The sequence below is a fragment of the Rickettsia sp. 109562A South Dakota genome, assembly GCF_055791265.1.
In genome coordinates this window covers 144,328-168,195 of sequence record NZ_CM147703.1, presented here as the reverse complement: position 1 = coordinate 168,195, position 23,868 = coordinate 144,328, and the positions used below count along the sequence as shown (strand labels likewise).

Below are 23,868 nucleotides of genomic sequence, written 5' to 3'. Positions count from 1 at the left end.
GAAAAGCTTACAAAAATAGAAGAGTCCTTATCTGTTGGTATGGAATTTTTAACCTCTAAAAATTTTGCTGTGACAATCTTTAATGATAATGATTTTGAGCAAAATTATTCTACCGATTATGACGAATTTCATAAAATCACACCTTATTTTAATCAAGAAGTAGAGAAATTACGGTCCAAATTATTTATTCAAGCAACTAAACTACATGAAATATTTATAAATGCTAATGCTCGTAATTTTTGGGATAGTTTAAGTTTATTTTCTGAAATAATGAATGGAAAATTTGGTAATATAGAACCTGATATATGGAAAGCCGTGTGGCAAAACTTTTTTATGATTGTACCGGTTGTCTCTCAACAACTTTTCATTCATTTGATAAAATGTTTAAACATTTTAGCCATAATGATCTTGCTTGGCTTATTATTGATGAAGCAGGGCAAACACCTCCGCAATATGCAGCAAGTGCTATTTACAAATCAAAAAATGTTATAGTAGTCGGTGACCCAATGCAAACAGCTCCTATATCAATTTTAGGTCAAGCATTAATAGATAAGCTTTGTCAAAAACTTAAGGTAGATTATTCAGCCTGGTCGCCTTCTGAAGTTTCGGTACAACACTTAGCGGATCGTAATTCTTTGTATCAGACAAGGTACGGTAATATTACCGTAGGTTTTCCTTTATTGGTGCATAGAAGATATCAAAGCCCAATGTTTGAAATATGTAATAAGATTGCTTATGATAATAAAATGATTTTTGCTGCACCTAAATCTGATTCTTATCTTAGAACAATTCTAAAAAAATCAAGATGGATTGATATTCAAGATGATCATACTAAAAAATCTCAATATGAATCGGAAGCCGAATTTAAAGAATTGTTTAAACTATTAACATTAGTTTTTGAACAAGATAATCCTACTCAATTATTAAATCACATCTACATAATAACCATGTATAAAAATTATAGTTCTTATATAAAATTTAGGTTAAAGCAAGAAGCACATAAACTTAGAATGGAAAATAACGTTAGTAATTTTTGTGATAGTAATATCGGTACTATGCACGCTTTTCAAGGTAAAGAGGCGGACACGGTTATTATGGTACTAGGGGCACAACATCCTGAAGATTGGGGAGCAAGAAATGTTATGACCGATAAGCCAAATGTCTTAAACGTCGGTATTAGTAGAGCTAAGAATAACCTTTATATTATCGGTAATCTTGAGATTTGGCTGAAGCATAAATATATGCCGGAAATTTATAATATGCTTGGTGATCAGGTTTAATTTATGCTAAAATACTGTCTTAAAATAAAAAGCAGTTATTTTAGTGTCAAAATTTTCATTTAACATTCATCATAGGCATAAAAAAGCTAGAAGCGGTGTTATCACAACCGCACACGGCGAAATTCGCACTCCTGCTTTTATGCCGATCGGTACACGAGGCACTGTTAAAGCTATGCTGCCTGAATCGGTAGCTGAAACAGGTGCCGATATACTCCTTAGTAATACTTACCATTTAATGCTGAAACCTAGTAGTGAGCGTATAGCACGCCTTGGCGGTTTGCATAAATTTATGAACTGGCATAAACCTATATTAACCGATTCCGGTGGTTTTCAGGTAATGTCGTTATCAAAATTACGCAAGATAACCGAAGAGGGAGTAAGTTTCAGCTCCCATATTAACGGTGATAAATATATGCTAACGCCTGAACGTTCTACCGAAATACAATATTTGCTCGGTAGCACGATCACTATGGCTTTTGATGAATGTACGCCTTATCCTGCAACTTTTGAAGAAGCTAAAACTTCTATGCAATTAACGACTAGATGGGCAGATAGATCACGAAAGGCTTTTGTTAAGCGGGAGGGCTACGCACAATTCGGCATTATTCAAGGTAGTGTTTACGAAGAATTACGTGAGCAATCGGCTAAAGATTTAGTAAAGCTTGATTTTGAAGGTTATGCTATAGGCGGGCTTGCGGTAGGCGAAGGGCAAGAACTTATGTTTAAAGTACTTGATTATGCTCCTAATTTTCTGCCGCAAAATAAGCCGCGTTATTTAATGGGAGTCGGTAAACCTGCGGATATTATTGGCGCTGTTAGTAGAGGTATTGACATGTGCGACTGCGTAATCCCGACTCGTTCAGGTCGTAACGGTCAGGCTTTTACCAAATACGGTACGGTAAATATCCGCAATAGCAAATATGCCGATGATGATGAGCCGCTTGAATATGATTGTCTATGTCCTGCTTGTAAAAACTATAGCAAAGCTTATCTGCATCACTTAGTTAGAATCGGTGAAATACTTGGCTCTATGCTAATGACATGGCATAATTTAACATATTTTCAAAACCTCATGAGCCGTATTAGAGAATATATTAAAGCCGGCAAGGATTTTGATTTTATAACTTAATTAATATTTAGTTTCAAGAGTTGAGAGCTTAATATTAGTAACCAAAATCAGGCTTGTGTTTTTATTTTCATATAATCAAATATTATTATAAGTTTTTTCGAGTAAAAAATTATGGAAAGCTTTTCTTTGCAGAACCTTGAGACTATTAACAATGAGGCAGATGTTGAGGCTATAATTGTTGAACCGTTATTGAAATTTCTTGGTTATCCTCAGGATTCTATAAAAAGGAAAGATAGTATTCAAAAACTTGTTATAACGAAAGGTAGTAAAAAAGAGCATTATAGATTATATCATATTTCATGAAGATAAACCGGTTATCGTAATAGAAGCCAAAACTCCTAATGCAATTCTTGAGGATTTTATATATCAAGTATCAGGATATGCATTACAACTAAATCAAAGTTTTACAAAAATGAACCCTTGTCAAATAACGGTTTTAACAAATGGGAAATATATCAAAATCTTTGGCTGGGACGAGGCTACTCCAATTTATGACACGGCGATAAGCCAAATAGATTATGCTCATTTAAAATCAATATTAGGACAACAAAAAGTTTTAAGTTTATTTACAGAATTAGAGCAAAAATTAAAAAATCCTCTTTATAATAAGTTAGAGCTTACAAAACCTACAAAAGATGAAATTTCAAAAGTATTTTTTGAAATTAATAATTATATTTGGAAAAAAGAAGGGATGAAGCCGACAGATGCTTTTTGGGAATTTGTCAAGTTATTCAGCTTAAAAATGGATAATGATAAAAATATCAATAAAAAATTAATGAATAACCAAGAAATATCAATGGACGATATATTTTTTTCTACTAATTATATAGATTAAAATTTAAGTTTATTTCCTACGCAAGACCCTATAAAAAAATATTCAATAATTTTAGAGAAGAACTTGAAATATTGATCATCAAAGAAGGTAAAAAAGACTTTTCACTCAAGGAGAAGAATTAAATTTAAGTTTAGATACTATAAAATATGTAGTAAAGCGATTAGAAAAATTTTATTTAAGCGATATAGACGAAGATTTAAACGGAAGAATGTTTGAAGTTTTTTTTTAAGCGCAGCAGTAAGAGGCCGAGAATTTGGACAATATTTTACTCCAAGGGACGTTATAACATTTATGGTAAAACTTGCTGAACCGAACGAGCATACAAAAATACTAGATGCTTGTTGCGGTAGCGGTGGATTTTTAATTGAGTCTTTTGCTTACATAATGAACAATATACCTAAAAACTTATCCAAATCTAAACACGAAGAAATAGTAAAAAATATAAAGGAAAATCTTATTTTTGGAGCAGATAAAGAAGAAAAAGTTGTACGACTTGCAAGAGTTAATATGTATGTTCACAAAGACGGCAGCAGTAAAATATTTAGGCTACAAGACGCTTTAGACAAAAATTTAACTATAGACCCTACCTTATCAGATGAAGAACAACAACAATATAAAGACGCAAAAGAAGTTTTAATTAACGGGGCTTTTCAAATAGTGCTAATGAATCCTCCTTTTGCAAGTAATTATAAAATGAAAGATAAAGATACTAATAAGAGCGATACACGAATTCTAACAAATTATACGGTAGTAGGGAAAAAAAATAGTATTAATTCCAACATCCTATTTATAGAAAGATATTATGATTTACTAGAACTCGGAGGAAAATTAATTACCGTTATAGACGATTCTCTATTAAACGCTAAAAATCAAGAATTATTTAGAGAATGGATTTTAGAAAGATTTCATATAAAAGCCGTTATTTCTTTACCGTTTAATGCTTTTGTCAATGCTTCTACTACTATAAAAACAAGTATTATATATCTTGAGAAGAAAGAATATAAGTCAATTAGCAAAAACAAAATATTTATGGCAATATGTAATAATGTAGGGCATGATGATTCTGGCAAGGATACTCCTGAGAGAAATAATTTAAATATAGTTTATAGTAAGTGGTTAGATTTCAACAAAGACTCTTCTCTACCTGATATTATAATTGAAAACCAGAATAAAAGCGAATTACTAACATGTTCTTTACAAATTTTTAGTATAGATTATAGCAAAATGTCTTCTAAAAGATTTGATGCCTTTTTCTATAGCCCTGAATTGCAAAATACATATCAAAAGATTAATTCGTTAGATAAAAACAAATTTATTATAAAAACCAGTAATGAATTTACTTTACAAAAATCAGTCAATGCAAAATATGTACAAAATAATTTTAATAATATATTTAACTATATTGAAGTTGGAAGTTGTAATAAAAAAGGCGATATAGTAAGTAGTCAATCCAATAATTTAGGAAATTTACTTACCAGAGCAAGAATCACGGTTCAAGAATTTGATATTATAACTCCTAAGCTTATCGGTTGTTTATATTCAACATGTATAATACATAACGATATTAATAATTCCCTTGTCTCTACAGGCTTTTTTGTTTTTACTAATTTATCAGAAAGAAATTCTTACTTACTTTGGTCAAGCTTAAGGAGCGAATTAGTACAGAAACAGTTTTATTATTTATCTTCTACGGCAGTGCAGCTGGAATTATCTAAAGAATATTTAGAAAACTATGTTAAAATTCCAATTCCGATAAATGAGTATGCCGACGAAATTTATGAAGATGTTAAATTATGTACTAAATTACGGCACGATCTTGATCGTAAATTAAATGAAATAAGTAATAATTTGAAGTTTGATACAAACTTGAGTTTTAAATAAAAGTATGAACTATTAATGCAAAATATTGATTTAATATCTGAAGAGGAAGCAAAAAAATTATTAAAAGCACTAGCTGATAAAATAGAACGCTATAATCATGCTTATTATATAGAAGATAATCCTTTAGTTTCAGATGCCGAATATGATCAGCTATTTAATACCAATCTCAAGTTAGAACAAAAATTTCCTCATTTAATTTTAGAAAATAGTCCTAGCAAAAAAGTAGGGGCTAAAATAGCAAATAAATTTGCTAAGGTTACGCATCAAGCACCGATGCTCTCTCTTAGTAATGTCTTTGATGAGCAAGATGTTAAAGATTTTGTAGATCGTATAAAAAATTTCTTACGCCTTGATGAGTTTGCTCCTATCTTTTGTGAGCCTAAAATAGACGGTTTGTCTTTTGCTGCTATTTATAAAAACGGGCTGCTTACAACAGGAGCTACAAGAGGGGACGGATATATAGGTGAGGATATAACGGCAAATATTAAAACAATCAAAAATTTTCCTCATAAAATTAATAATGCTCCGGAGTTTTTAGAAGTACGAGGAGAAATTTATATTGGAAAACAAGATTTTTTAAACCTAAATAAAGAACAAGAAGAGCAGGGCAGAGATAAATTTGCAAATCCGCGTAATGCTGCTGCCGGATCACTTCGTCAGTTAGATTCTTCAGTTACTGCAAAAAGACCGCTAAAATATTTTGTCTATTCAGGAGGAGCAGCTGAACAAAATCTCGCTTCTTCTCAAAATGAATTACTTAAAAAATTAAAAGAATTCGGCTTTAGCGTTAATGAAATATCTAAACTTGCAGATTCCGAAGAAGAAATTTTTGCTTTTTACGAATATCTAAAAACAAATAGAGAAAATTTACCTTATGAAATTGACGGTGTAGTATGTAAGCTAAATGATTTTGCACTGCAAAATAGAATGGGATTTATAGCTCGTTCTCCAAGATTTGCTACTGCTCATAAATTTCCTGCTATAATAGGACAAACGAAGCTGCTTTCTATTACGGTGCAAGTAGGCAGAACCGGCACATTAACTCCGGTAGCCGAGCTTGAACCCATAGAAATAGGCGGGGTAACCGTTAGCAGAGCAACACTACATAATTTCCAAGAAATTATACGAAAAGACGTGCGGATCAGGGATTATGTATTCCTGCAACGTGCCGGTGACGTTATTCCTCAAATCACGGGAGTTGATATAGGGAAGCGTTCCACCGATACAACAACATTTAATACTCCTTTATTTTGCCCTTCGTGCAATTCTAAGTTGCATTATGTTCCTGAAGATATTATTATACGCTGTGATAACGGTCTTAACTGTCCTGCTCAGAATTATGAGCGTATACGCCATTTCGTATCGAAAAATGCTATGGATATTGAAGGGCTGGGGCGTAAGCAAGTTGAGTTTTTAATAGATAAGGGATTAATTAGCAATCCTTTAGATATATTCTTCTTAAAAGAAAAAAATGAAGCTAGCTTAACAAAGCTTGAAAATATGGATGGGTGGGGCAGAAAATCAGTAGAAAATCTTTTTAAAAATATCGAAAAATCAAAAAATGTCAGTTTGCCGAGGTTTATATATGCATTAGGCATAAGGCATATCGGTGAACAAAACGCTAAATTGCTTGCTAGAGACTTTGAAAGCTATAATAACTTTATAAGTCAAATAGAATTACTTAGTAAAAACGATTCGGATATCTATCAAAAACTAAACAATCTAGAAGGAATCGGCGATAAGATTCTAGTAGATATTATTGATTTTTTTGATGTTAAAGCAAATATTGAGCTTATCAAAAAACTTGGTGAAGTATTAAATATTGAAGATTATAAAGAGACTAGAGAACAAAGTAGTGTAACAGGTAAAATAGTGGTATTTACCGGTAGCTTACCGACGATATCTAGAGCAGAAGCTAAAGCAATGGCTGAAAAGCTTGGAGCTAAAGTTGCGGCTAGCGTATCCTCTAATACGGATTTAGTCATAGCCGGCGTTGATGCAGGTAGTAAGCTTAAAAAAGCTAAAGAGCTGGGAATTAAAATTATTGATGAAGAAGAATGGCTTACCATAGTAAAAAATGTTTAAAACAATGAATAAAGCAAGAGAAAATCAGGTAGTAATTTATCAAGACGAAAATGGGGAAGTTAATGTTGAGGTTAAGATGGTAGAAGCAACAGTTTGGCTATCTTTAAATCAAATAGCAGCACTATTTGCACGAGATAAATCAGTAATTTCAAGACATTTAAAGAACATATTTAAAGAAGGAGAATTGGAAGAAAAAGCAGCTGTTGCATTTTTTGCAACAGTTCAAATAGAAGGAGAGCGTAGGGTTGAGAGACAAGTAGAATATTATAATTTAGATGCAATAATATTAGTAGGGTATAGAGTAAATTCTAAGCGAGGTATAGCTTTCAGAAAGTGGGCTACTAACTTACTTCGAGCATATCTCATTAAAGGTTATAGTATTAATCAAGATAAAATCACTCAAAAGAAATTAAATAATCTACAACAAACAGTAGAACTTTTAACAAATACTTTGATAAATCAAAATTTGGTAAATAGTACAGGACAAGAATTAATTAACCTTATAAAGAATTACTCTAAAACATGGGAGATACTGCTTTTGAAAGAAGAATTAAAATAATGAGTAATAAAGGTGAAAGACGGCTTCCATATTTATTACAAAATAATTTATTTTTGTTTTGACTTGGGTATACAGAAAGAATTAATGATTAGTTTTATGGTTAGTAAAGCTCAATTAATACGAGTGGCAATTAAGAATTACTTACGTGAATTAAACAAAGATAAAGAAGATGCAGAAATTGCTTTAGAAAGAAGAAATAATAATAGTGATAAACTTCTTACTTCAGAAGAAGCAGCAGAATTGTTAAAAAAGAAATATGGATTATAATTTTGAACTATCGTCATATTTATCATGCAGGCAATTTTGCCGATATAGTGAAACATCTAGTGCTTATTGCGATCTTAGAGCAGTTTAAGAAAAAAGAAAAACCTTTCGCAGTTTTAGATGCTTTTGCAGGTCTAGGTCTTTACGATTTAAGTTCGGAAGCTGCTTGTAAAACTCTAGAAAGCGATACGGGCATTAATAAATTACTGCAAGCTACCGATCATATTCCTGAACTTTTAAAGGTTTTTTTTAATATAGTAAACCTAGCTGGGAAAAATTATTATCCTGGCTCACCTTTTATAATTAAACAATTATTAAGACCAAATGATCGCTTAATTGCTTGCGAGCTTCATCCAAGCGATTACTTGAGTTTAAAAAAACTACTACCGAATAATACGCATAATATAGATGCTTATAATGCTATAAAAGCTTTTCTACCGTTTAAAGAAAATAGAGGATTAATTTTTCTTGATCCGCCTTTTGAGGTCAAAAACGAGTTTCAAAAATTGCTCAAAGCACTTAAAAAAATTAAGCTACGATCTCTTAATAATACCATCTTAATTTGGTATCCTATAAAGGGTTTACCTTTAGTCCGTGATTTTTACCACAATTACAAAAATATCGGATTTAAAGAAACCATAATTATTGAATATGAGCTTTTATATAGTGATAAAAATATGGTAAAGTGTGGGTTAATGTTAATTAATCCTCCAAATATGAGAGGAGAATTAGAAAAATTAACAGAATATTTAAACACCGCTCTTAATTTAAAATTTACTTATATTTACTTTTAATGTTTTTTCGGAAATATATCTTTTTACTGTTTATAGTTTTTCTTGTTCAAGGTTGTAGCAGTATTAAAGAATCTAGCGATACTAATTTACTTTCTACAACTTCATCTCAATTAAAGCAAAAATATAAAATCAGTCATGCGGATTTAGTAGTACAATATGATTTAGCAAATAAAAATAGCAAATGTATATATGCAAAAAACTTAGGTCTAATAATTAATAACCCTAAACAAAATAAGATTTTTTTACAAAAATTTCATAATAAAAATCCGGCAGAATTTAATAAAGCAGCCGAAATAAAAATAGCCGATATAAAGGCACTTATAACAAAACTAAATTCAAAATATAAGTTTCTCTCTAAACCGGAAGCTAGTTATTTTGCAAAAAAACAAACTCATAGGAATAATATTTCAGAACTAACCAAGCTTGACAAAATAATTGCTACAATACCGCTCATGTTACCGGAATACGAACCGAAAATTACCAGTCATTACGGAACTAGAAAAAGTCCTCATAAAAAGAAAAGAAAAAAGAAATGTTTCCATAGCGGTATTGATTTACAAGCTAAAAAAGCAACCCCGATATATGCAGCGGCAAGCGGGGTCGTTATAAAAGCCGCTAGAGCACCTGATTACGGGAATTTTGTCGAGATTAAACATGGACGCAAATTTGTTACGAAATATGCTCATTTAAAGGAAATACAAGTTAAAGAAGGAAACAAAATTAAGCGCGGTCAATTTATCGGTATACAAGGCAGAACCGGTAATGCAACGGGTGAACATTTGCATTTTGAAATTCTACTAGACAATAAAGCAATCAATCCGTTTGACTTTATTTTTAACTGCCGTAAATGCTGAAAATAGGCTTGTTGTGTGGTTCTTGAAGAACACTCTGATGTCATACCGTGGCCCATAAATACAACTTATAATACTAATAATTTTAGTATTTTTAACTGGATCTAGCTCACAAGTTGCGGGATGACAATAGGAAAAGCTGAACCATACAACAAAACCAATATTAACCTAATTTATATTAATATGATCAAACTTTTATATCCTAAATTTTGGCAGAAGCAAAATATTATAGCTTATTTGCTTTTGCCGGTAAGTTTGATATATCAATTTTTAGGTTATTTGCGAGCTAGTCTAGCTCAACCTATTATGTTGCCTGCTAAAGTTATTTGTGTCGGTAATTGTAGCGTAGGAGGTACTGGTAAGACACAAATAGTAATATATCTAGCCAAATTACTAAAAGCTAGAAATGTAAGTTTTGTAATAGTTACTAAGGGTTATGGTAGCAAGCTTAAAAACGCAGCTATTGTAAATGCAAGACATACTGTTCTAGAGGTAGGAGATGAGGGGGTAATACTTGCAAAATACGGACTAGTTATTGCTACTAAAAATATCAAAGAGGTTTTGCCGTTAATTAACGAGCTTAAACCTGATGTAATAATAGTTGATGATTTTCTACAAAATCCTCATTTTCATAAAGATTTTACTATAGTTTTAGTAGATAGCCAAAGGCTTTTCGGTAACGGATTTTTGATTCCGGCAGGTCCTTTAAGACAGTATCCAAATAAAGCTCTTGATGTGGCTGATTTGGTTTTTTTAGTCAGTAGCACCAATGATAAAATGTCGAATATTTTAACTCCTTATGTAAATAAGTTAATAAATGCTCAAATAGTTCCCTTAAATAATATAGACAAAACTAAAAATTATTTTGCTTTTAGCGGTATCGGTAATCCTGAGCGTTTCTTTTCGACTTTAAAGAATTATGGACTGAATATAGTCGGTTACAAAATTTTTCCTGATCATTATAATTATTTACAAGCAGATTTAGAAAATTTATATTCGTTAGCTAAAGAGCATAACGCTACCTTAATTACTACAAGAAAAGATTATGTGAAATTTAATGATTTAAATAATAATATTGTCTGTTTAGATGTAGAATTATCTATAAACAACCCTGATTTATTAAATGAAAAAATTTTTAAAAAAGCTCAGATATTTAATTGAGTATTTTATCGTTGTTATATTCCTTAAAGTAATAGGAATGTTCGGTATAGATAAAGCAGCGGATATTTGTAGTTTTATAGCGAGAAAAATCGGTATATTATTTGCCGTTAATAAAATTGCTAGAAGAAATATTAAAGCAGTATTCGGCGATATGTGTGATGTTGAAAAAATCATAGATCAAACTTGGGGTAATTTCGGTAGATTTATCGGTGAATTTGCATATGTCAACAAGATGGATGAAGCCGAGTTAGAGCGTAGAATCGAAATAATCGGCATAGAAAATATTAAAAAACTTGAAGGACAACCCTTTTTATTATTTAGCGGTCACTTTGCGAATTGGGATATCAGTCTTAAGCGTCTTCATAAATCTTATCCCAAATTTGCCGTAATTTATCGTAAAGCAAATAACCCGTATGTTAACAAGTTGGTTAATGAAAGTCGTGCCGGTGACAAATTAAGACTTATACCGAAAGGTCCTGAAGGCAGCAGAGCTTTAGTTAGGGCTATCAAGGAGGGTGAATCTATTGTTATGCTTGTTGACCAAAAAATGAACGACGGAATTGAGGTACCTTTTTTAGGATATCCTGCTATGACTGCTAACGCTATCGCTAAAATTGCATTGCAGTATAAATATCCGATTATACCTTGCCAAATCATTAGAACTAAAGGCAGTTATTTTAAAGTAATAGTTCACTCACAATTGATGTTTGAGCAAAGCGGTGATAATAAAGTCGATTGCTATAATATTATGCTTAATATTAACCAAATACTAGGAGAATGGGTTAAACAAAATCCTTCTCAATGGTTTTGGTTTCACAATAGATGGAAGAAGTATACTCGATGAACTTCAAAAATTGGCTACGTCGTTCTACAAGATCTGAGGTACTCACGTATTAAGTATACGCTGCGTTCCTTGCCTTGTGAACTCCTTGCTCTTTTTGAAGTTGATCTTCGTATACCGCATTTTCATTTTACTTCGGAGCAATCTGCTATAGTTTTGAAATTGTACTTAATTTTTCAAGTACCTCTTGAGCGTGATTTTTAGCATTTACCGATCGCCAAATATGTTTAACGATGCCTTCCTTATCAAGTAAAAACGTAGCTCTATCAAGGCCCATATATTTTTTACCGAACATTGATTTTTCTATCCATACCCCTAATTGTTCACATAAATTTGAATTTGCATCAGAGGCTAATTCAAATCCCAAACTATATTTTTCTTTAAATTTATCATGAGAGTCAAGCTTATCTTTAGATACTCCGATAATTACCGTATTAAGTTTATCAAATTCTGGTTTTAGCTTGTTAAAATCTTGTGCTTCAATAGTACATCCGGGTGTATCGTCTTTTGGATAAAAATATAATACTACGAATTTTCCTTTTAAATTCGATAGTTTAATTATTTTATCTTTACCTATGTGTAAAGATAAATCAGGAGCTTTTGTTCCTAGTTCTAATGTCATAACATCCTCAAATTCATCTTATATAATAACTATATATTAAATATATATTTTTTGAAATTGCTTTTTAAAATTATATTATTTATGATTCTGGTATATAATACCTAAGTTTAATTTTTATTAACTATTTTCAAAAAGAGGTTATGAGAACTATAGGGGAAGCACTTGAAGAATTACATAACAACCTTAAAGGTTCTGCTAAAATTATTACTGCTGACTTTAATAAAAAATGTCATGAAGTGGCGGATAAATTATCTGTCAAAATTAATGATTTGGAGAAATATGCTAAAGATAGTAAAGATCATTCTTTAGAAATTATAAAAGAGCAATATAAAAATTTAACGAAAGAGTTTCAGGATTATCAAAAAATCAAGGATGATAAAGTGGAAGAATATAGACAAAATCTTGTAAAAAAACTGGATGATTTAAGTAAGAAAATTGAACAATAAACATAAATAATTGGAGAATATAATGAAAAAATCTTAATAACATTAGGGGCTGCCGCTGCCTTATTATTAACGCCTAACATTTTTGCGGATTCGCCTCCTAAGGACGAAACACAAGCAAATGAAGTGCAAACTGAAGAAGTAGCTACAAGCAGTACAAAAACAATTACCGAAAACTTACAGGAATTAAAAGACAATTTAACAAACCTAGCACAAACGGGTGCCGATAAATTTAATCAGACCTTAAGCAATACTTATGATCAGATAGCACAAAGCGTTGCAGAGATGAACGAAAATATGAAAGATCAGGAAGATAAAAAAAAGTGCAGAACTGCAAAAATCTATAGATGATATAAAAGTAAAGATAGAAGCTTATAAAAAAGCGGGAAGCAAAAAGCAAGAAAAAATACGTCAGCACCTTGTTGATAAATTAGAAGAGCTAAATAAAAATATTAATGAATATAATAAAGAAAAAGCAAATTCGTAATTTTGAGTGTATGACACCCAGGGCTTTTTTCGATCCATGCAACAAAGCCGATCGAGTTGTGGGATGACAATATACCCTTAAAAAATCGGTATTATTTATGACTATTACTAAAGAAAAATTGCAGCTATGTTAAGCTCCAAATTAGGTTTTTCAAATAATTTATGTGAAGAAATAGTTAATACGGTTTTTTCTAACATTTTAGAAGTCGCCAAGAAACAAAAATTAACTTTAAAGAATTTCGGTAGCTTTGAGGTTAAACAAAAAAATCCACGTCCCGGAATAAATTTTCATACTCAATCACTGGTAATTATAGAATCAAAAAAGAATTTACGTTTTGTCCCTTCTTCCAAATTAAAAGCTTTAATTAATGAATCTACTTGATCAACTTCAAAAATTGGCTACGTCATCCTACAAGAGCTGCGGTGCTCACGTATTAAGTATACGCTTCGCTCCTTGCCTTGTGGATTCCTTGCTCTTTTTGAAGTTGATCTTCGTATATAGTACTTTTCATTTATTCGGAGTATATGACAAACAATAAACTAACAAAAAAATATTATTCTGCTAGTGAGGTGATTAAGCATTTAAATATTGCTTTACATCAATTAAGATATTTAGAGACAAAAATCCCTGATTTATCTAGTTATAAAATAAATAATAGAAAATATTATACCGTTAATGATATCGATCTACTTCAAAAATCTTTAAATAAAGATGCTATATCTCTTCCTACCGATAGAATCGATATATTACTTACTAAATTCCATAATTTATCTCTTCAAATAAACAAAATCTTGCCGATTACTCGATGACTTGCGTATAGTACTTGTCATATCATGTTTTAAAGAGAGCATATTATGACAATAAGACAAACGGTAAAGCCGGTAATTATCGGTATATCCGGTCCTGAATTAACCGATGCCGAAAGAGAATTATTTGAAGAGCATAATCCTTTAGGTGTAATTTTATTTCGTCGTAATATTAAAAAGCATGATAATGGTGAGCAGGATAAAGAAGCACTTAAAACCCTTATTGACGATATAAAAGGAGTACTAGGGGAAAATACTATCATCTCTATAGATCAAGAAGGGGGGAGGGTAAAAAGGCTTATTGCACCAACTTTTTATGATGCTCCGGCTGCTCAAACTTGCGTTGATGTGCAGGGGTGCAAACAAAATTATAGTAATATCGCCAAAGAGCTAAGAGAAGTAGGGATTAATTTAGACTTTGCACCGGTAGCGGATTTGATCCACGAAGGAGCACACAATATAGTCGGAGATAGAAGTTTCGGCTCAGAGCCGGAAGTAGTGGTACCTTTATGTTTAGCTGCTGTAAACGGATTACAAGAAGAGAAAGTCCAAGCTTGCATTAAACATATTCCAGGGCATGGTAGAGCTAAAGTAGATAGCCATATAGGGTTACCTATTATTGATACTAGCTTAAAAGAATTAGAAAGCACAGACTTTAAAGTATTTAAGGAGCTAGCGAAGCAAAATAATATTAAGCTCGCTATGACGGCACATATAATTTACAAAGCTCTTGATCCAAGCAACCCTGCAACCCTATCAAAAAAAGTTATTGATTATATTAAAAGTAATATTGGTTTTAAAGGGCTTATTATTTCTGATGCAATAGATATGAAAGCTTTAAACGGTAATATGAAAGATATTACCAAAGGAGTTTTAGATGCAGGCGTAGATATAGTGCTTGAATGTACCGGAGAATGGGACAAAATGTCTGAAGTTCTCAGTAGTGTTTCTGAGGTATCTATGGATAAATTTCCCGACTTATTTATTGTTTAACTTTATGTTATTCCCGCGAAAGCGGGAATCCAGAAAAAATAACCTTAATATTGGTACAAAATATATTTGGTAAAATAAACATATAAAAAATAAGTTTTTTTATATGTTTTGCTGGGTTCCTGCCTTCGCGGGAATGACATACTGAACGTTCGTACAACACAGGGTCAAGCCACGGTATGACATGTAAAATTGCTATTAAGAAACTATTCAATTAATCTAAGTTAAAATTAATTAAACAATTATATTGAAAAAATTTATTTTTACTATTAATCTATTTTTTAATTTTTAGTTAAAGAATTAATTTTATTAATTACTTAAATAGTATTATGAACAGTCTTGTGGATTTAAGTTCTAAAAGCTATAGGTCATTTTTACTAAAAATAGAGATATATAGAATTTTAGGTAGCAGGAGGGGATGTGATTTGTGATATTATTAATCTGCTTAAAGAAGATTTAAATAAAGCAGAGATAGAAAATGAGATATATATGCGTCTTAAAGAACCTTACTCTGTTTTAAAAAAGATGAAAAGGAAAGAAGTGCCACTTGATGCATTGAAAGACTTAATTGCATGTAGGATTATAGTGAAATCTAAAGGTCTATGCTACAATGCTTTAGACGTAGTTAAGAATTCTTCGCATTTAGCTTGGCTATATACCAAAGATTATATCAATAGACCAAAAAGCAACGGCTATCAGTCTCTTCATAATATAATGCAGCTTTTATACTCTAAACGTAATTTTGAAATACAAATAAGAAGCGAGGAGATGCATAAAGATGCCGAGCTTGGTAGAGCGGCTCATTTAAATTACAAAGAAGAACAAGACCGTCATTTGAAAAAAGTTTTTGACGTTACTAACGACACGATACTTTCTAAAGCACGTCAAATGGTGAAGCAATTTGAAGGATTAGAAGCGCAAATTGTAGAATATGAAAAAGAAATTATGCGTATTTGGCATACCAAATACGACGAAATGCTAAAATGGGAAAATACGGCTGAAATGCTAATATTTAATGAAGCGTAGGGGATAATATGTCATACCGTGGCTTGACCACGGGATCCAGTCCTCGGTGTCATTCCCGCTTCCGCGGGAATCCAGGAAAATATTAAGTCATCCTAGCTAACTTGATCGCGGGATCCAGTTAAAAATACTAAAATTATTTAGTATTTTTAAATTATTATTATAGATTCCGTGGTCGTAGCCACGGAATGACTTAGTTGTGATAAAAATATAACATTTATTAAAACTTTATAAAAAAACTACCGTGTGGCTTGTAATTATATATAATGTATAGTATACTCAGCCCGTAGTTTAGAGACTATTAAAGCAAAATATTAGGTTATTTCCTTGTTCGGTGCGGGTAATCTTGCCTGTAGCCGGCTATATTGTTTTAATACTAAGTACTAAATTTTTAACTTAAATATAGGCAAAAAATATGGCTCAAAAACCAAATTTTCTAAAAAAATTAATTTCCGCAGGATTGGTAACTGCTTCCACAGCTACCATAGTAGCCGGTTTTGCAGGCTCAGCTATGGGTGCTGCTAACCGCAATATTAATGCAAACGTTAATTTAAATGCTGTTGGTATTCCTGGAATAGTAACAGGTGATTCTTTAACTTATGTTGTACAAGCAGGCGGCCCTTTCACTGCCACAGCTGATGGAGGAAATGATAACGGTGGTAACCCTACTGTGCTTTTCGGATCGATTAACATGTTACAAAGTGGTGTTTTTGCAGTTAACGGTGCGGATATAGCGATTGGTGCTGTTTCCGGTACTGCAGGTCAATTATTAACGGTCAATAATGCTGCAGGAAATACCTTAACTTTAAACGGTGCTCCTGGAGTTGTAGCTTGTCCTGTAAATACTTACACTAACCTCGGACCTATTAATTTTGCAGATGCTAATTCTGTATTCAAAGTTAGCCTTGCAGCTAATGGTGCAGACGGTACTAAAACAGCTGTTTTCGGTAATACTGCTACTTTCAACGGTACTGCTGCAGGTAAAGGTCAAATTAACATTGATAACGGGAATAGAGCTATATTTAATGGTACGATCGGTAATACTAATGGTATACAAGGTTTCATATTAGGGGCAAACGCACAAGTTACTTTAAATGCAAATGCTAAACTTGACGGTATTGTTAGAGCTGATGGTATTACTTTAGGTAATGCTGCTGTATTAAATGTTGCAGATGGAGTTAATATAACCGGTATTACTGCTGCTAATAATATAGATATTGGCGGTGCAGGTGCTAATAACGGTACGGTAAATTTCTTAGGTGATTCTACGGTTAGTACAGACATAGGGGCTAATAATCCTGTAGCTACGGTTAATGTTGCCGGAGAATTAACATTCCAAGGTGGAAACAATGGGAACGGCGGTACTTTTGCTGCTCAAGCTATTAATTTAACTAGTGCTGATTCCTTAATCAAATTTACAACACAAGATCATAATGTAGTAGGTAATATACTTAATACTAGTGGGACTAATAACCAAGGTGGTTTCAGTGTTAATGGTGGTAATGTAACAGTTACCGGTAATATTGGTGCTAATGGTAATAGTTTAGCTACAATTAATTTTGAAACAGATAATACTTTAGTAGTGCATAAAGCAGCTGCTAATGCTACAAATGCTCTTTTCGTTCAAAATGTAAATACTGCTACGGCTAATAAAGGTATATTAGAGTTACACGGTGCTAATTTCGCCATTAACGGTAATATTGGTGGAAATAATGCTTTAAAAATTGTTACTTTAGCAGATGATGATAATGGTGCTGCTACAAACTTTACTTTAAAGCAAGGTAGTAAAATTAATGCGCAAAATATATATTTATCTAATGCATTTGATAATACCCTTACCTTAGAAGAAGGCACAACCGTAACCGGTGATATTATAAATATGCTAGCAGCAGGTAACGGTACAATCGCTTTAACCGGTAATGCAACTATTAATGGTAATATAGGTGTTAATGCTGCTGTCGGTGGTAATGTTGGTAATGCCCTAAAAAATATTAATTTAGCCGGTAAAAATTTATCTTACGGCGGAAACAGTGTTTTATTAGTTAACAATCCTGCTAATGCTATTACTTTTGGAGCTAACGAAACATTAACTCTAACTAATACTACAGATGCAGCTTTACAAATTAAAGCTAATTTAGCCGTAACTACCGATAAACAAGGTATATTAGATGCGAGTAGCCTAACAAATGCTCAAACTTTAACTATTAGCGGTAATATCGGTACTATTGCACCCGGTGCTAATAAAATCCTTGGACAATTAAAAGTCGGCTCAAGTAAAACCATTTTAAATGCTGGTGATGTTGCTATTAATGAGTTAGATATAGGTAATAACGGTTCAGTACAACTTGGTCACAATACTTATTTAATAACAAAAACTACCAATGCTGCAGGTCAAGGTAAAATAATAGTTGCCGGAGATCCTGCTGCCCCTACTACTACTCTTTCTGCGGGTACAAATTTAGGTAGTGCAGCAAATTCACTTGCTGAGATTAATTTTGCAGCTCCGACAGCTCCAAATGATTCTGTATTAACGGTTGGTAAAGGTGTTAATTTATACGCCACTAACATTACTACTACTGCTGCTGACACAGGTTCGTTCAGCTTTACTGCCGGTGGAACAAATATAGTTAGCGGTATAGTCGGTGGGCAGCAAGGTAATAAGTTGAATACTGTAGAATTAGATAACGGTACTACTGCTCAGTTCTTAGGTAGTGCTATTTTTAACGGCAAGAGTACAATTGCTGGTAATTCTACCTTACAAATCGGAGACAATTATACTACAAGCTTTATCGCATCTGCCGACAATACCGGTATAGTAGAATTCGTTAATGCTGATGATATGACCGTAACATTACAAACACAAGCTGCCGCTGTTGATGCTTTAAAACAAATAACAGTTTCCGGTCCCGGTGGCGTAGTATTTAATGAGACCGGTAATTTAGCTGGGCATGGTATTAATACCACTAAAATTGCTTTTGCAAATGCAAGCTTAGGTGCACGTTTATGCTTACCTAGCAAAATTCCATTTGACGGTTTAACAATTACAAGTACAGTCGGTAACGGTCCGGTAGGTGACTTTAATGTTCCTACAGTTATTGTTTCAGATGTTGATAGTACAATCGCCCCAGGTCAAGCAATCGGGGATCAGAATAATATCGTAGGTCTTGGGCTTGCAAGTGATGGTACGATCACTGTTGATGCTACTACATTATATGCAGGTCTGTTTACTGTAAATGACGGTCAAGGTACTATAGAGCTTAACGGCGGTGTTCCTAATACCCCTGGTACAATTTACGGTTTAGGGATAAAGCCAGAAGATAAGGCTGTTCTAAAATTAAAGCTCGTAACTGTTACTACAAACTATAAGAACTTAGGAAATACTTTCGTTAATAACTTAATAGTTAATGATGGTTTAACATATCAAGCAGGCGGTGTAGCCGGAAAAGATTTCGATGGTACGATCACTCTTGGAAGTGCTAACGGTAACTCTAATGTAATTTTTGCTGATGGTACAAACTCTACTTCTACAAGTACGGTTGCTACCGTTAAAGCTAATAACGGTGTCGTAACTTACTTAGGTAGTGCATCTGTCGGTAATATAGGTAGCTCTAATACTCCTGTAGCTTCCGTACAATTTACGGGTCCTGCCGGTTCATTAGAAAAATTACAAGGAAATATATATTCTACGGCAACCAATTTTGGTAATGTTAACTTAAATGTTGCAGCATCGAACGTAATTTTAGGCGGCGGTACAACTGCTATTAACGGTAATATAGATCTTGCTACAAACACCTTAACATTTGCAAGCGGTACTTCAACATGGGGAGGCAATACTTCTCTTAGCACAACGCTAACAGTAGCAAACGGCAATATAGGTCATATCGTTATCGCAGAAGGAGTTCAAGTTAATGCAACAACTACAGGAACCACAACCATTAACGTACAAGATAGTGCTAATGCAAATTTCAGCGGTACACAAACTTATACTTTAATCCAAGGCGGGGCTCGTTTCGCAGGTACTTTAGGTGATCCTAAGTTTAACGTAACCGGAAGTAATATTTTCGTAAAGTATGGATTAATACGTGCCGATAATAAAGATTATGTATTAACACGTACTCACGATGCAGCAAATGTAGTTACAAAGGCTATCGAAAGTAGCCAGTTTGCAGGTGTAGCCGGTATAGGTCAGAACGTTACAACATTTGTAAATGCAACTAATACCGCAGCATATAATAATCTTCTTTTAGCTAAAAACACTACTGATGCAGCTAACTTTGTCGGAGCTATTACTACCGATACAAGTGCGGCTGTAACTAATGCACAATTAGATGTAGCTAAAGATATCCAAGCTCAACTTGGTAACAGGTTAGGTGCTCTTAGATATCTTGGTACTTATGAAACTCCTGAAATGGCAGGAGCTGAAGGCGGGTTAGTATCTACACCGCAAGGTCCGGTTGCAGCAGGTGACGAAGCTGTTGACAATGTAGCTTACGGTATATGGGCAAAACCTTTCTATACTGATGCACATCAAAGTAAGAAAGGCGGTTTAGCAGGTTATAAAGCTAAAACCACCGGTGTCGTAATCGGTTTAGATACGCTAGCTAACGATAACTTAATGATCGGTGCTGCTATCGGTATCACTAAAACCGATATAAAACACCAAGATTATAAGAAAGGTGATAAAACCGATATTAACGGTTTCTCATTCTCTCTATACGGTGCACAGCAGCTTGTTGAAAACTTCTTTGCTCAAGGTAGTGCAATATTTAGCTTAAACCAAGTGAAGAACAAACGTCAGCGTTATTTCTTCGATGCTAACGGTAATATGAGTAAGCAAATTGCTGCCGGTAATTACGATAACATGACATTCGGCGGTAACTTAACAGTCGGTTATGATTACAATGCAATGGAAGGCGTGTTAGTAACTCCAATGGCAGGACTTAGCTACTTAAAGTCTTCTGACGAAAACTACAAAGAAACCGGTACAACAGTTGCAAACAAGCAAGTTAACAGCAAGTTTAGCGATAGAACCGATTTAATAGTAGGTGCTAGAGTAATGGGTAATACTATGAACTTTAGTGATCTTGCGGTATATCCGGAAGCTCATGCTTTTGTGGTTCACAAAGTAAACGGTAGATTATCTAAAACTCAGTCTCAGTTAGACGGACAAGTTACTCCGTTCATCAGCCAGCCTGATAGAACCGCTAAAACATCTTATAATTTAGGTTTAAGTGCAAGCATAAGACCTGATACTAAGATGGAATACGGAATCGGTTATGATGCTCAGATTGCAAGTAAATATACTGCACATCAAGGTACTCTAAAAGTCCGTGTAAACTTCTAATTACTTCTGTAAGTTTAAGTTTATAACTTTCTCAAGAAACAAGCCCTCTTTGAAAAAAGGGGGCTTTTTTTTATTCTATATTCCAATTTTCATTTATCCTCGTAGGCATTGCTAGTGACGGCTTATATCCCCACGAAGGAGTGTTGTTGCATGGCTCGTTTTATGTCATTCCTGCGAAAGGCTTGCTTGCGTGGATCGATTCCACCCCTGTCATCCCGCGACTTGATCGCGGGATCCAGGTAAAAATACTAAAATTGTTAGTATTATAAGTTATTTTGTATGGATACTGTGGTCAAGCCACGGTATGACAACCGAACACGTTTTTCGATCCACGCAACAATGCCTACGCGGGAATGACATCCTGAACGTTAGTACATTAGAGGACTTGATCTGATCACGGGGTTCAGTTAAAAAACTGCACGCTTTAAGTTGTTTTTATGGATACCGTGGTCAAGCCACGGTATGACACCTAGGACTTTTTTCAATCAATGCAATATCCACAAACCTAACTCAAAATTTTATTGACTTTTAGTCGAAAAGTTATCAATTTTTACAGCTTTTAATTTAAAATTAATAAATATTATGAAAAAATATATATAATAGTGATTATTATGCTTCTAATAAGCGGAAGTATATTTGCTCAAGGTCAAATATCTAATTTAGTTGTGCCGGTTAGCTATTTTATAAATCATGTATCGCAATTGGAAAAACTTAAAAGAAAATCTTAATAAATATAAGCAATCTAGTGTAGTAGGAGGGGTAAGCGGTATGGGTAAAACGCAGCTTGCTAGGATGTACGCTTATGAAAATAAAGATAACTATGATATAATTTGGTTTATTGATTGTAATCTAAATATAGAGAGCAATTACTCAAATTATCTAAAGCTATTAATACCGAGGTAAAATCACCGGTGATTGAAGATATGGCAGTGATGAGGAAAGATTTAATGGCTTATCTAGCAAGTAAAGATAAATGGTTATCGGTGTTTGATAATTTAAAAATAGGCGAGAATAAGAAAATAGAGAATTTTATTAATTGGGAGTATAACGGTAATATTATAGTTTGTTCCCAAGACGATGAATTATTGTCTAACATAATCAAAGCAAACGCGTTCACTAAGCCGGAAGCTGCATTACTTGCAAAAAATATATTAGAAAATAAAAATCCGGAATTAATAAATGTTTTGACTCAAGAATTTGGAGGTTATCCGATTCTCGTAGTTCAAGGAGCACAAATATTAAATCAAGTACAAGATTTAAACTAAATTCTATACCTAAAAGTTTAGTAAAGGGGCGTATTTTTAGAAATGCTAAAACTATACCGGATAATATTGAGATAATTACAAAAAATGCAGAAAAATACGATATATCGATATATAAAATTTTAGAGTTAAAATTAAATTTATTAATACAATATGCTAATTCTTCCGATTTATATAACTCAAAAAAATTAGTAATGTGGTTTGATAAAAACGATCAAAAAGGTAAATTTAAATTATGGACAATGAGTAATGAAGAAAAATTTGCTTATGCTGCATATTTAGGCCGCATAGGGTGGTATTATAGAACTTGGTCAGATCCTAAAAAAGCAATTGAATATGACACGAAAGCTAAGCAGGTATTTGATGAAGTGAAAGGATATGATTCCATAAAATGTAATGTAGTTTTCGGCTCAGCTATATCCAATCTTCAACTGGGAAATCTAGAGGAGGCAGAAAAAAAATATCCAAATTATGGAAGATATGTTCAATCAAAATCTAGTAGATCAAACTGACATAGCAACTATATATTATGCAAAAGCTAAATTATTTAATATCCAAGGTAAAAATTATGAAGCATTAAGAAGAATTGACGATACTATAAATGTTTGTATCGAAAACGGGATAAAACCTCAAGATTTATTTCTTACCGGTTCGTATCTCATTAAAGTAGATGTATTAAATAATCTTAAGAAATATCAGGAAGCTCTTTCCTTATTAGAACAAGTATATGACATGAATAAACTAAGTAAAAAAGAAGAAAATCAAGTATTTGGACGAATTGTTACCCAAAAATCAAGAGCAAAACTAGGTTTAGGTGATGTTACCGAAGCTTAGAATACGCCAAAAAGGCTAAAGCAATTTTTCTTAACGATCCAACTAGACCTAATAAAGAGGTTATTATATCACCGGATATAGATTTGGCAAAAGCGTTTGTTGCTGAAGGGGATGCACTAGTGTTACTTAATCAAAATAAAGAGGCGGTAGATGCTTATGCTACTGCCGAAAATATATATTGGAATAACTATAGAGAAAATATGAAGAATGTGTATGAAATAAGTAATATGTATATTGCAGCCGCTAAAGCTAGCTGTACTTTACCTAAGAAATTTTGGTATGAAAAATTCCGTAATAATCAGATAGAAAAATTCGGAGCTGATCATCCGAATAGTATAAAAATTTTAAATCTTAAATATAATGGTTCAAATTAGATG

The 23,868-nt window shown here is 32.9% G+C and carries 24 protein-coding genes and 3 pseudogenes; 26 read left to right on the top strand and 1 reads right to left on the bottom strand.

The features are described 5' to 3' along the window. The first annotated feature begins 39 nt into the window (after positions 1 to 39). From ACIAS7_RS01070 to ACIAS7_RS01005, 14 genes and pseudogenes are all read left to right on the top strand, one after another. On the top strand, positions 40 to 492 hold the full coding sequence (locus tag ACIAS7_RS01070; RefSeq protein ID WP_473198971.1) for a hypothetical protein: 453 nt from the start codon (positions 40 to 42) through the stop codon (positions 490 to 492). Next, entirely contained in the window at positions 381 to 1,280 is a 900-nt protein-coding gene (locus ACIAS7_RS01065; RefSeq protein WP_473198970.1) for a DEAD/DEAH box helicase, read from the top strand. Before ACIAS7_RS01070 ends, ACIAS7_RS01065 begins: the two co-directional genes overlap by 112 nt. 43 nt (positions 1,281 to 1,323) lie before the next feature. Beyond that, the gene (gene tgt / locus ACIAS7_RS01060) at positions 1,324 to 2,409 is read left to right on the top strand and encodes a tRNA guanosine(34) transglycosylase Tgt (protein ID WP_473198969.1); all 1,086 of its coding nucleotides are present in this window, start codon (positions 1,324 to 1,326) and stop codon (positions 2,407 to 2,409) included. A gap of 111 nt (positions 2,410 to 2,520) precedes the next feature. After that, positions 2,521 to 2,712, top strand: coding sequence for a hypothetical protein (locus ACIAS7_RS01055; RefSeq protein ID WP_473198968.1), 192 nt, complete (start codon positions 2,521 to 2,523; stop codon positions 2,710 to 2,712). Further along, a pseudogene (locus ACIAS7_RS01050) lies at positions 2,687 to 2,815 on the top strand (type I restriction endonuclease); the annotation flags it as partial. The gene ACIAS7_RS01055 and the pseudogene ACIAS7_RS01050, both read left to right, overlap by 26 nt. Positions 2,816 to 2,821: 6 nt before the next feature. Next, positions 2,822 to 3,244: a hypothetical protein gene (locus tag ACIAS7_RS01045; RefSeq protein ID WP_473198967.1), complete on the top strand. Its 423-nt coding sequence runs from the start codon at positions 2,822 to 2,824 to the stop codon at positions 3,242 to 3,244. 291 nt (positions 3,245 to 3,535) lie between these two features. Continuing rightward, positions 3,536 to 5,125, top strand: a complete 1,590-nt coding sequence (locus ACIAS7_RS01040; RefSeq protein WP_473198966.1) for an HsdM family class I SAM-dependent methyltransferase — start codon at positions 3,536 to 3,538, stop codon at positions 5,123 to 5,125. Between the two features lie 15 nt (positions 5,126 to 5,140). Further along, the gene (gene ligA, locus ACIAS7_RS01035) at positions 5,141 to 7,210 is read left to right on the top strand and encodes an NAD-dependent DNA ligase LigA (RefSeq protein ID WP_473198965.1); all 2,070 of its coding nucleotides are present in this window, start codon (positions 5,141 to 5,143) and stop codon (positions 7,208 to 7,210) included. A gap of 4 nt (positions 7,211 to 7,214) precedes the next feature. Next, a complete protein-coding gene (locus tag ACIAS7_RS01030; protein WP_473198964.1) occupies positions 7,215 to 7,769 on the top strand; it encodes a virulence RhuM family protein in 555 nt (184 codons plus the stop codon). A gap of 12 nt (positions 7,770 to 7,781) precedes the next feature. After that, on the top strand, positions 7,782 to 8,036 hold the full coding sequence (locus tag ACIAS7_RS01025) for a hypothetical protein (RefSeq protein ID WP_473198963.1): 255 nt from the start codon (positions 7,782 to 7,784) through the stop codon (positions 8,034 to 8,036). A 2-nt stretch (positions 8,037 to 8,038) separates the two neighbouring features. Beyond that, entirely contained in the window at positions 8,039 to 8,827 is a 789-nt protein-coding gene (gene rlmJ / locus ACIAS7_RS01020; RefSeq protein WP_473198962.1) for a 23S rRNA (adenine(2030)-N(6))-methyltransferase RlmJ, read from the top strand. After that, positions 8,827 to 9,681: a M23 family metallopeptidase gene (locus tag ACIAS7_RS01015; protein WP_473198961.1), complete on the top strand. Its 855-nt coding sequence runs from the start codon at positions 8,827 to 8,829 to the stop codon at positions 9,679 to 9,681. The genes rlmJ and ACIAS7_RS01015 overlap by 1 nt, the downstream gene beginning before the upstream one ends. Positions 9,682 to 9,861: 180 nt before the next feature. Then, a complete protein-coding gene (lpxK, locus tag ACIAS7_RS01010) occupies positions 9,862 to 10,839 on the top strand; it encodes a tetraacyldisaccharide 4'-kinase (RefSeq protein WP_473198960.1) in 978 nt (325 codons plus the stop codon). Next, complete coding sequence (locus tag ACIAS7_RS01005; protein ID WP_473198959.1) at positions 10,802 to 11,683, top strand: lipid A biosynthesis lauroyl acyltransferase; 882 nt, start codon at positions 10,802 to 10,804, stop codon at positions 11,681 to 11,683. The genes lpxK and ACIAS7_RS01005 overlap by 38 nt, the downstream gene beginning before the upstream one ends. A gap of 145 nt (positions 11,684 to 11,828) precedes the next feature. Here ACIAS7_RS01005 and bcp read toward each other — a convergent pair whose 3' ends face one another. Next, entirely contained in the window at positions 11,829 to 12,302 is a 474-nt protein-coding gene (gene bcp, locus ACIAS7_RS01000; RefSeq protein ID WP_473198958.1) for a thioredoxin-dependent thiol peroxidase, read from the bottom strand. Positions 12,303 to 12,442: 140 nt separating this feature from the next. Here bcp and ACIAS7_RS00995 point away from each other — a divergent pair, with 140 nt between their 5' ends. The 12 genes and pseudogenes from ACIAS7_RS00995 to ACIAS7_RS00940 all read left to right on the top strand — a co-directional run bounded on the left by ACIAS7_RS00995 (position 12,443) and on the right by ACIAS7_RS00940 (position 23,865). Continuing rightward, positions 12,443 to 12,748 (top strand): hypothetical protein, encoded by a 306-nt coding sequence (locus ACIAS7_RS00995; RefSeq protein WP_473198957.1) that lies wholly within the window; start codon positions 12,443 to 12,445, stop codon positions 12,746 to 12,748. 9 nt (positions 12,749 to 12,757) lie between these two features. Beyond that, positions 12,758 to 13,232 (top strand): annotated as a pseudogene (locus ACIAS7_RS00990) (hypothetical protein). A 97-nt stretch (positions 13,233 to 13,329) separates the two neighbouring features. After that, positions 13,330 to 13,613, top strand: a pseudogene (locus ACIAS7_RS00985) (HU family DNA-binding protein). A 143-nt stretch (positions 13,614 to 13,756) separates the two neighbouring features. Next, on the top strand, positions 13,757 to 14,041 hold the full coding sequence (locus tag ACIAS7_RS00980; RefSeq protein ID WP_473198956.1) for a MerR family transcriptional regulator: 285 nt from the start codon (positions 13,757 to 13,759) through the stop codon (positions 14,039 to 14,041). 45 nt (positions 14,042 to 14,086) lie between these two features. Next, entirely contained in the window at positions 14,087 to 15,031 is a 945-nt protein-coding gene (gene nagZ / locus ACIAS7_RS00975; protein ID WP_473198955.1) for a beta-N-acetylhexosaminidase, read from the top strand. Positions 15,032 to 15,448: 417 nt separating this feature from the next. After that, complete coding sequence (locus tag ACIAS7_RS00970) at positions 15,449 to 16,054, top strand: bifunctional (p)ppGpp synthetase/guanosine-3',5'-bis(diphosphate) 3'-pyrophosphohydrolase (RefSeq protein ID WP_473198954.1); 606 nt, start codon at positions 15,449 to 15,451, stop codon at positions 16,052 to 16,054. Between the two features lie 412 nt (positions 16,055 to 16,466). After that, positions 16,467 to 21,395: an outer membrane protein OmpB gene (gene ompB / locus ACIAS7_RS00965; protein ID WP_473198953.1), complete on the top strand. Its 4,929-nt coding sequence runs from the start codon at positions 16,467 to 16,469 to the stop codon at positions 21,393 to 21,395. 690 nt (positions 21,396 to 22,085) lie between these two features. Beyond that, positions 22,086 to 22,298, top strand: a complete 213-nt coding sequence (locus ACIAS7_RS00960; protein ID WP_473198952.1) for a hypothetical protein — start codon at positions 22,086 to 22,088, stop codon at positions 22,296 to 22,298. A gap of 8 nt (positions 22,299 to 22,306) precedes the next feature. After that, a complete protein-coding gene (locus ACIAS7_RS00955) occupies positions 22,307 to 22,660 on the top strand; it encodes a hypothetical protein (RefSeq protein ID WP_473198951.1) in 354 nt (117 codons plus the stop codon). Between the two features lie 191 nt (positions 22,661 to 22,851). Beyond that, positions 22,852 to 23,169 (top strand): hypothetical protein, encoded by a 318-nt coding sequence (locus ACIAS7_RS00950; protein ID WP_473198950.1) that lies wholly within the window; start codon positions 22,852 to 22,854, stop codon positions 23,167 to 23,169. Next, positions 23,129 to 23,491, top strand: coding sequence for a tetratricopeptide repeat protein (locus ACIAS7_RS00945; protein WP_473198949.1), 363 nt, complete (start codon positions 23,129 to 23,131; stop codon positions 23,489 to 23,491). The genes ACIAS7_RS00950 and ACIAS7_RS00945 overlap by 41 nt, the downstream gene beginning before the upstream one ends. An 83-nt stretch (positions 23,492 to 23,574) precedes the next feature. After that, positions 23,575 to 23,865: a hypothetical protein gene (locus ACIAS7_RS00940; RefSeq protein ID WP_473198948.1), complete on the top strand. Its 291-nt coding sequence runs from the start codon at positions 23,575 to 23,577 to the stop codon at positions 23,863 to 23,865. The last annotated feature ends 3 nt before the right edge of the window (positions 23,866 to 23,868 follow it).

Coding starts and splice junctions, on each gene's coding strand:
- ACIAS7_RS01070 (WP_473198971.1), top strand. CDS start 40: ATGGAATTTTTAACCTCTAAAAATTTTGCTGTGACAATCTTTAATGAT.
- ACIAS7_RS01065 (WP_473198970.1), top strand. CDS start 381: ATGTTTAAACATTTTAGCCATAATGATCTTGCTTGGCTTATTATTGAT.
- ACIAS7_RS01055 (WP_473198968.1), top strand. CDS start 2,521: ATGGAAAGCTTTTCTTTGCAGAACCTTGAGACTATTAACAATGAGGCA.
- ACIAS7_RS01045 (WP_473198967.1), top strand. CDS start 2,822: ATGAACCCTTGTCAAATAACGGTTTTAACAAATGGGAAATATATCAAA.
- ACIAS7_RS01040 (WP_473198966.1), top strand. CDS start 3,536: ATGGTAAAACTTGCTGAACCGAACGAGCATACAAAAATACTAGATGCT.
- ligA (WP_473198965.1), top strand. CDS start 5,141: ATGCAAAATATTGATTTAATATCTGAAGAGGAAGCAAAAAAATTATTA.
- ACIAS7_RS01030 (WP_473198964.1), top strand. CDS start 7,215: ATGAATAAAGCAAGAGAAAATCAGGTAGTAATTTATCAAGACGAAAAT.
- ACIAS7_RS01015 (WP_473198961.1), top strand. CDS start 8,827: ATGTTTTTTCGGAAATATATCTTTTTACTGTTTATAGTTTTTCTTGTT.
- lpxK (WP_473198960.1), top strand. CDS start 9,862: ATGATCAAACTTTTATATCCTAAATTTTGGCAGAAGCAAAATATTATA.
- ACIAS7_RS01005 (WP_473198959.1), top strand. CDS start 10,802: ATGAAAAAATTTTTAAAAAAGCTCAGATATTTAATTGAGTATTTTATC.
- bcp (WP_473198958.1), bottom strand. CDS start 12,302: ATGACATTAGAACTAGGAACAAAAGCTCCTGATTTATCTTTACACATA.
- ACIAS7_RS00995 (WP_473198957.1), top strand. CDS start 12,443: ATGAGAACTATAGGGGAAGCACTTGAAGAATTACATAACAACCTTAAA.
- ACIAS7_RS00980 (WP_473198956.1), top strand. CDS start 13,757: ATGACAAACAATAAACTAACAAAAAAATATTATTCTGCTAGTGAGGTG.
- nagZ (WP_473198955.1), top strand. CDS start 14,087: ATGACAATAAGACAAACGGTAAAGCCGGTAATTATCGGTATATCCGGT.
- ompB (WP_473198953.1), top strand. CDS start 16,467: ATGGCTCAAAAACCAAATTTTCTAAAAAAATTAATTTCCGCAGGATTG.
- ACIAS7_RS00960 (WP_473198952.1), top strand. CDS start 22,086: ATGTATCGCAATTGGAAAAACTTAAAAGAAAATCTTAATAAATATAAG.
- ACIAS7_RS00950 (WP_473198950.1), top strand. CDS start 22,852: ATGTGGTTTGATAAAAACGATCAAAAAGGTAAATTTAAATTATGGACA.
- ACIAS7_RS00945 (WP_473198949.1), top strand. CDS start 23,129: ATGGAAGATATGTTCAATCAAAATCTAGTAGATCAAACTGACATAGCA.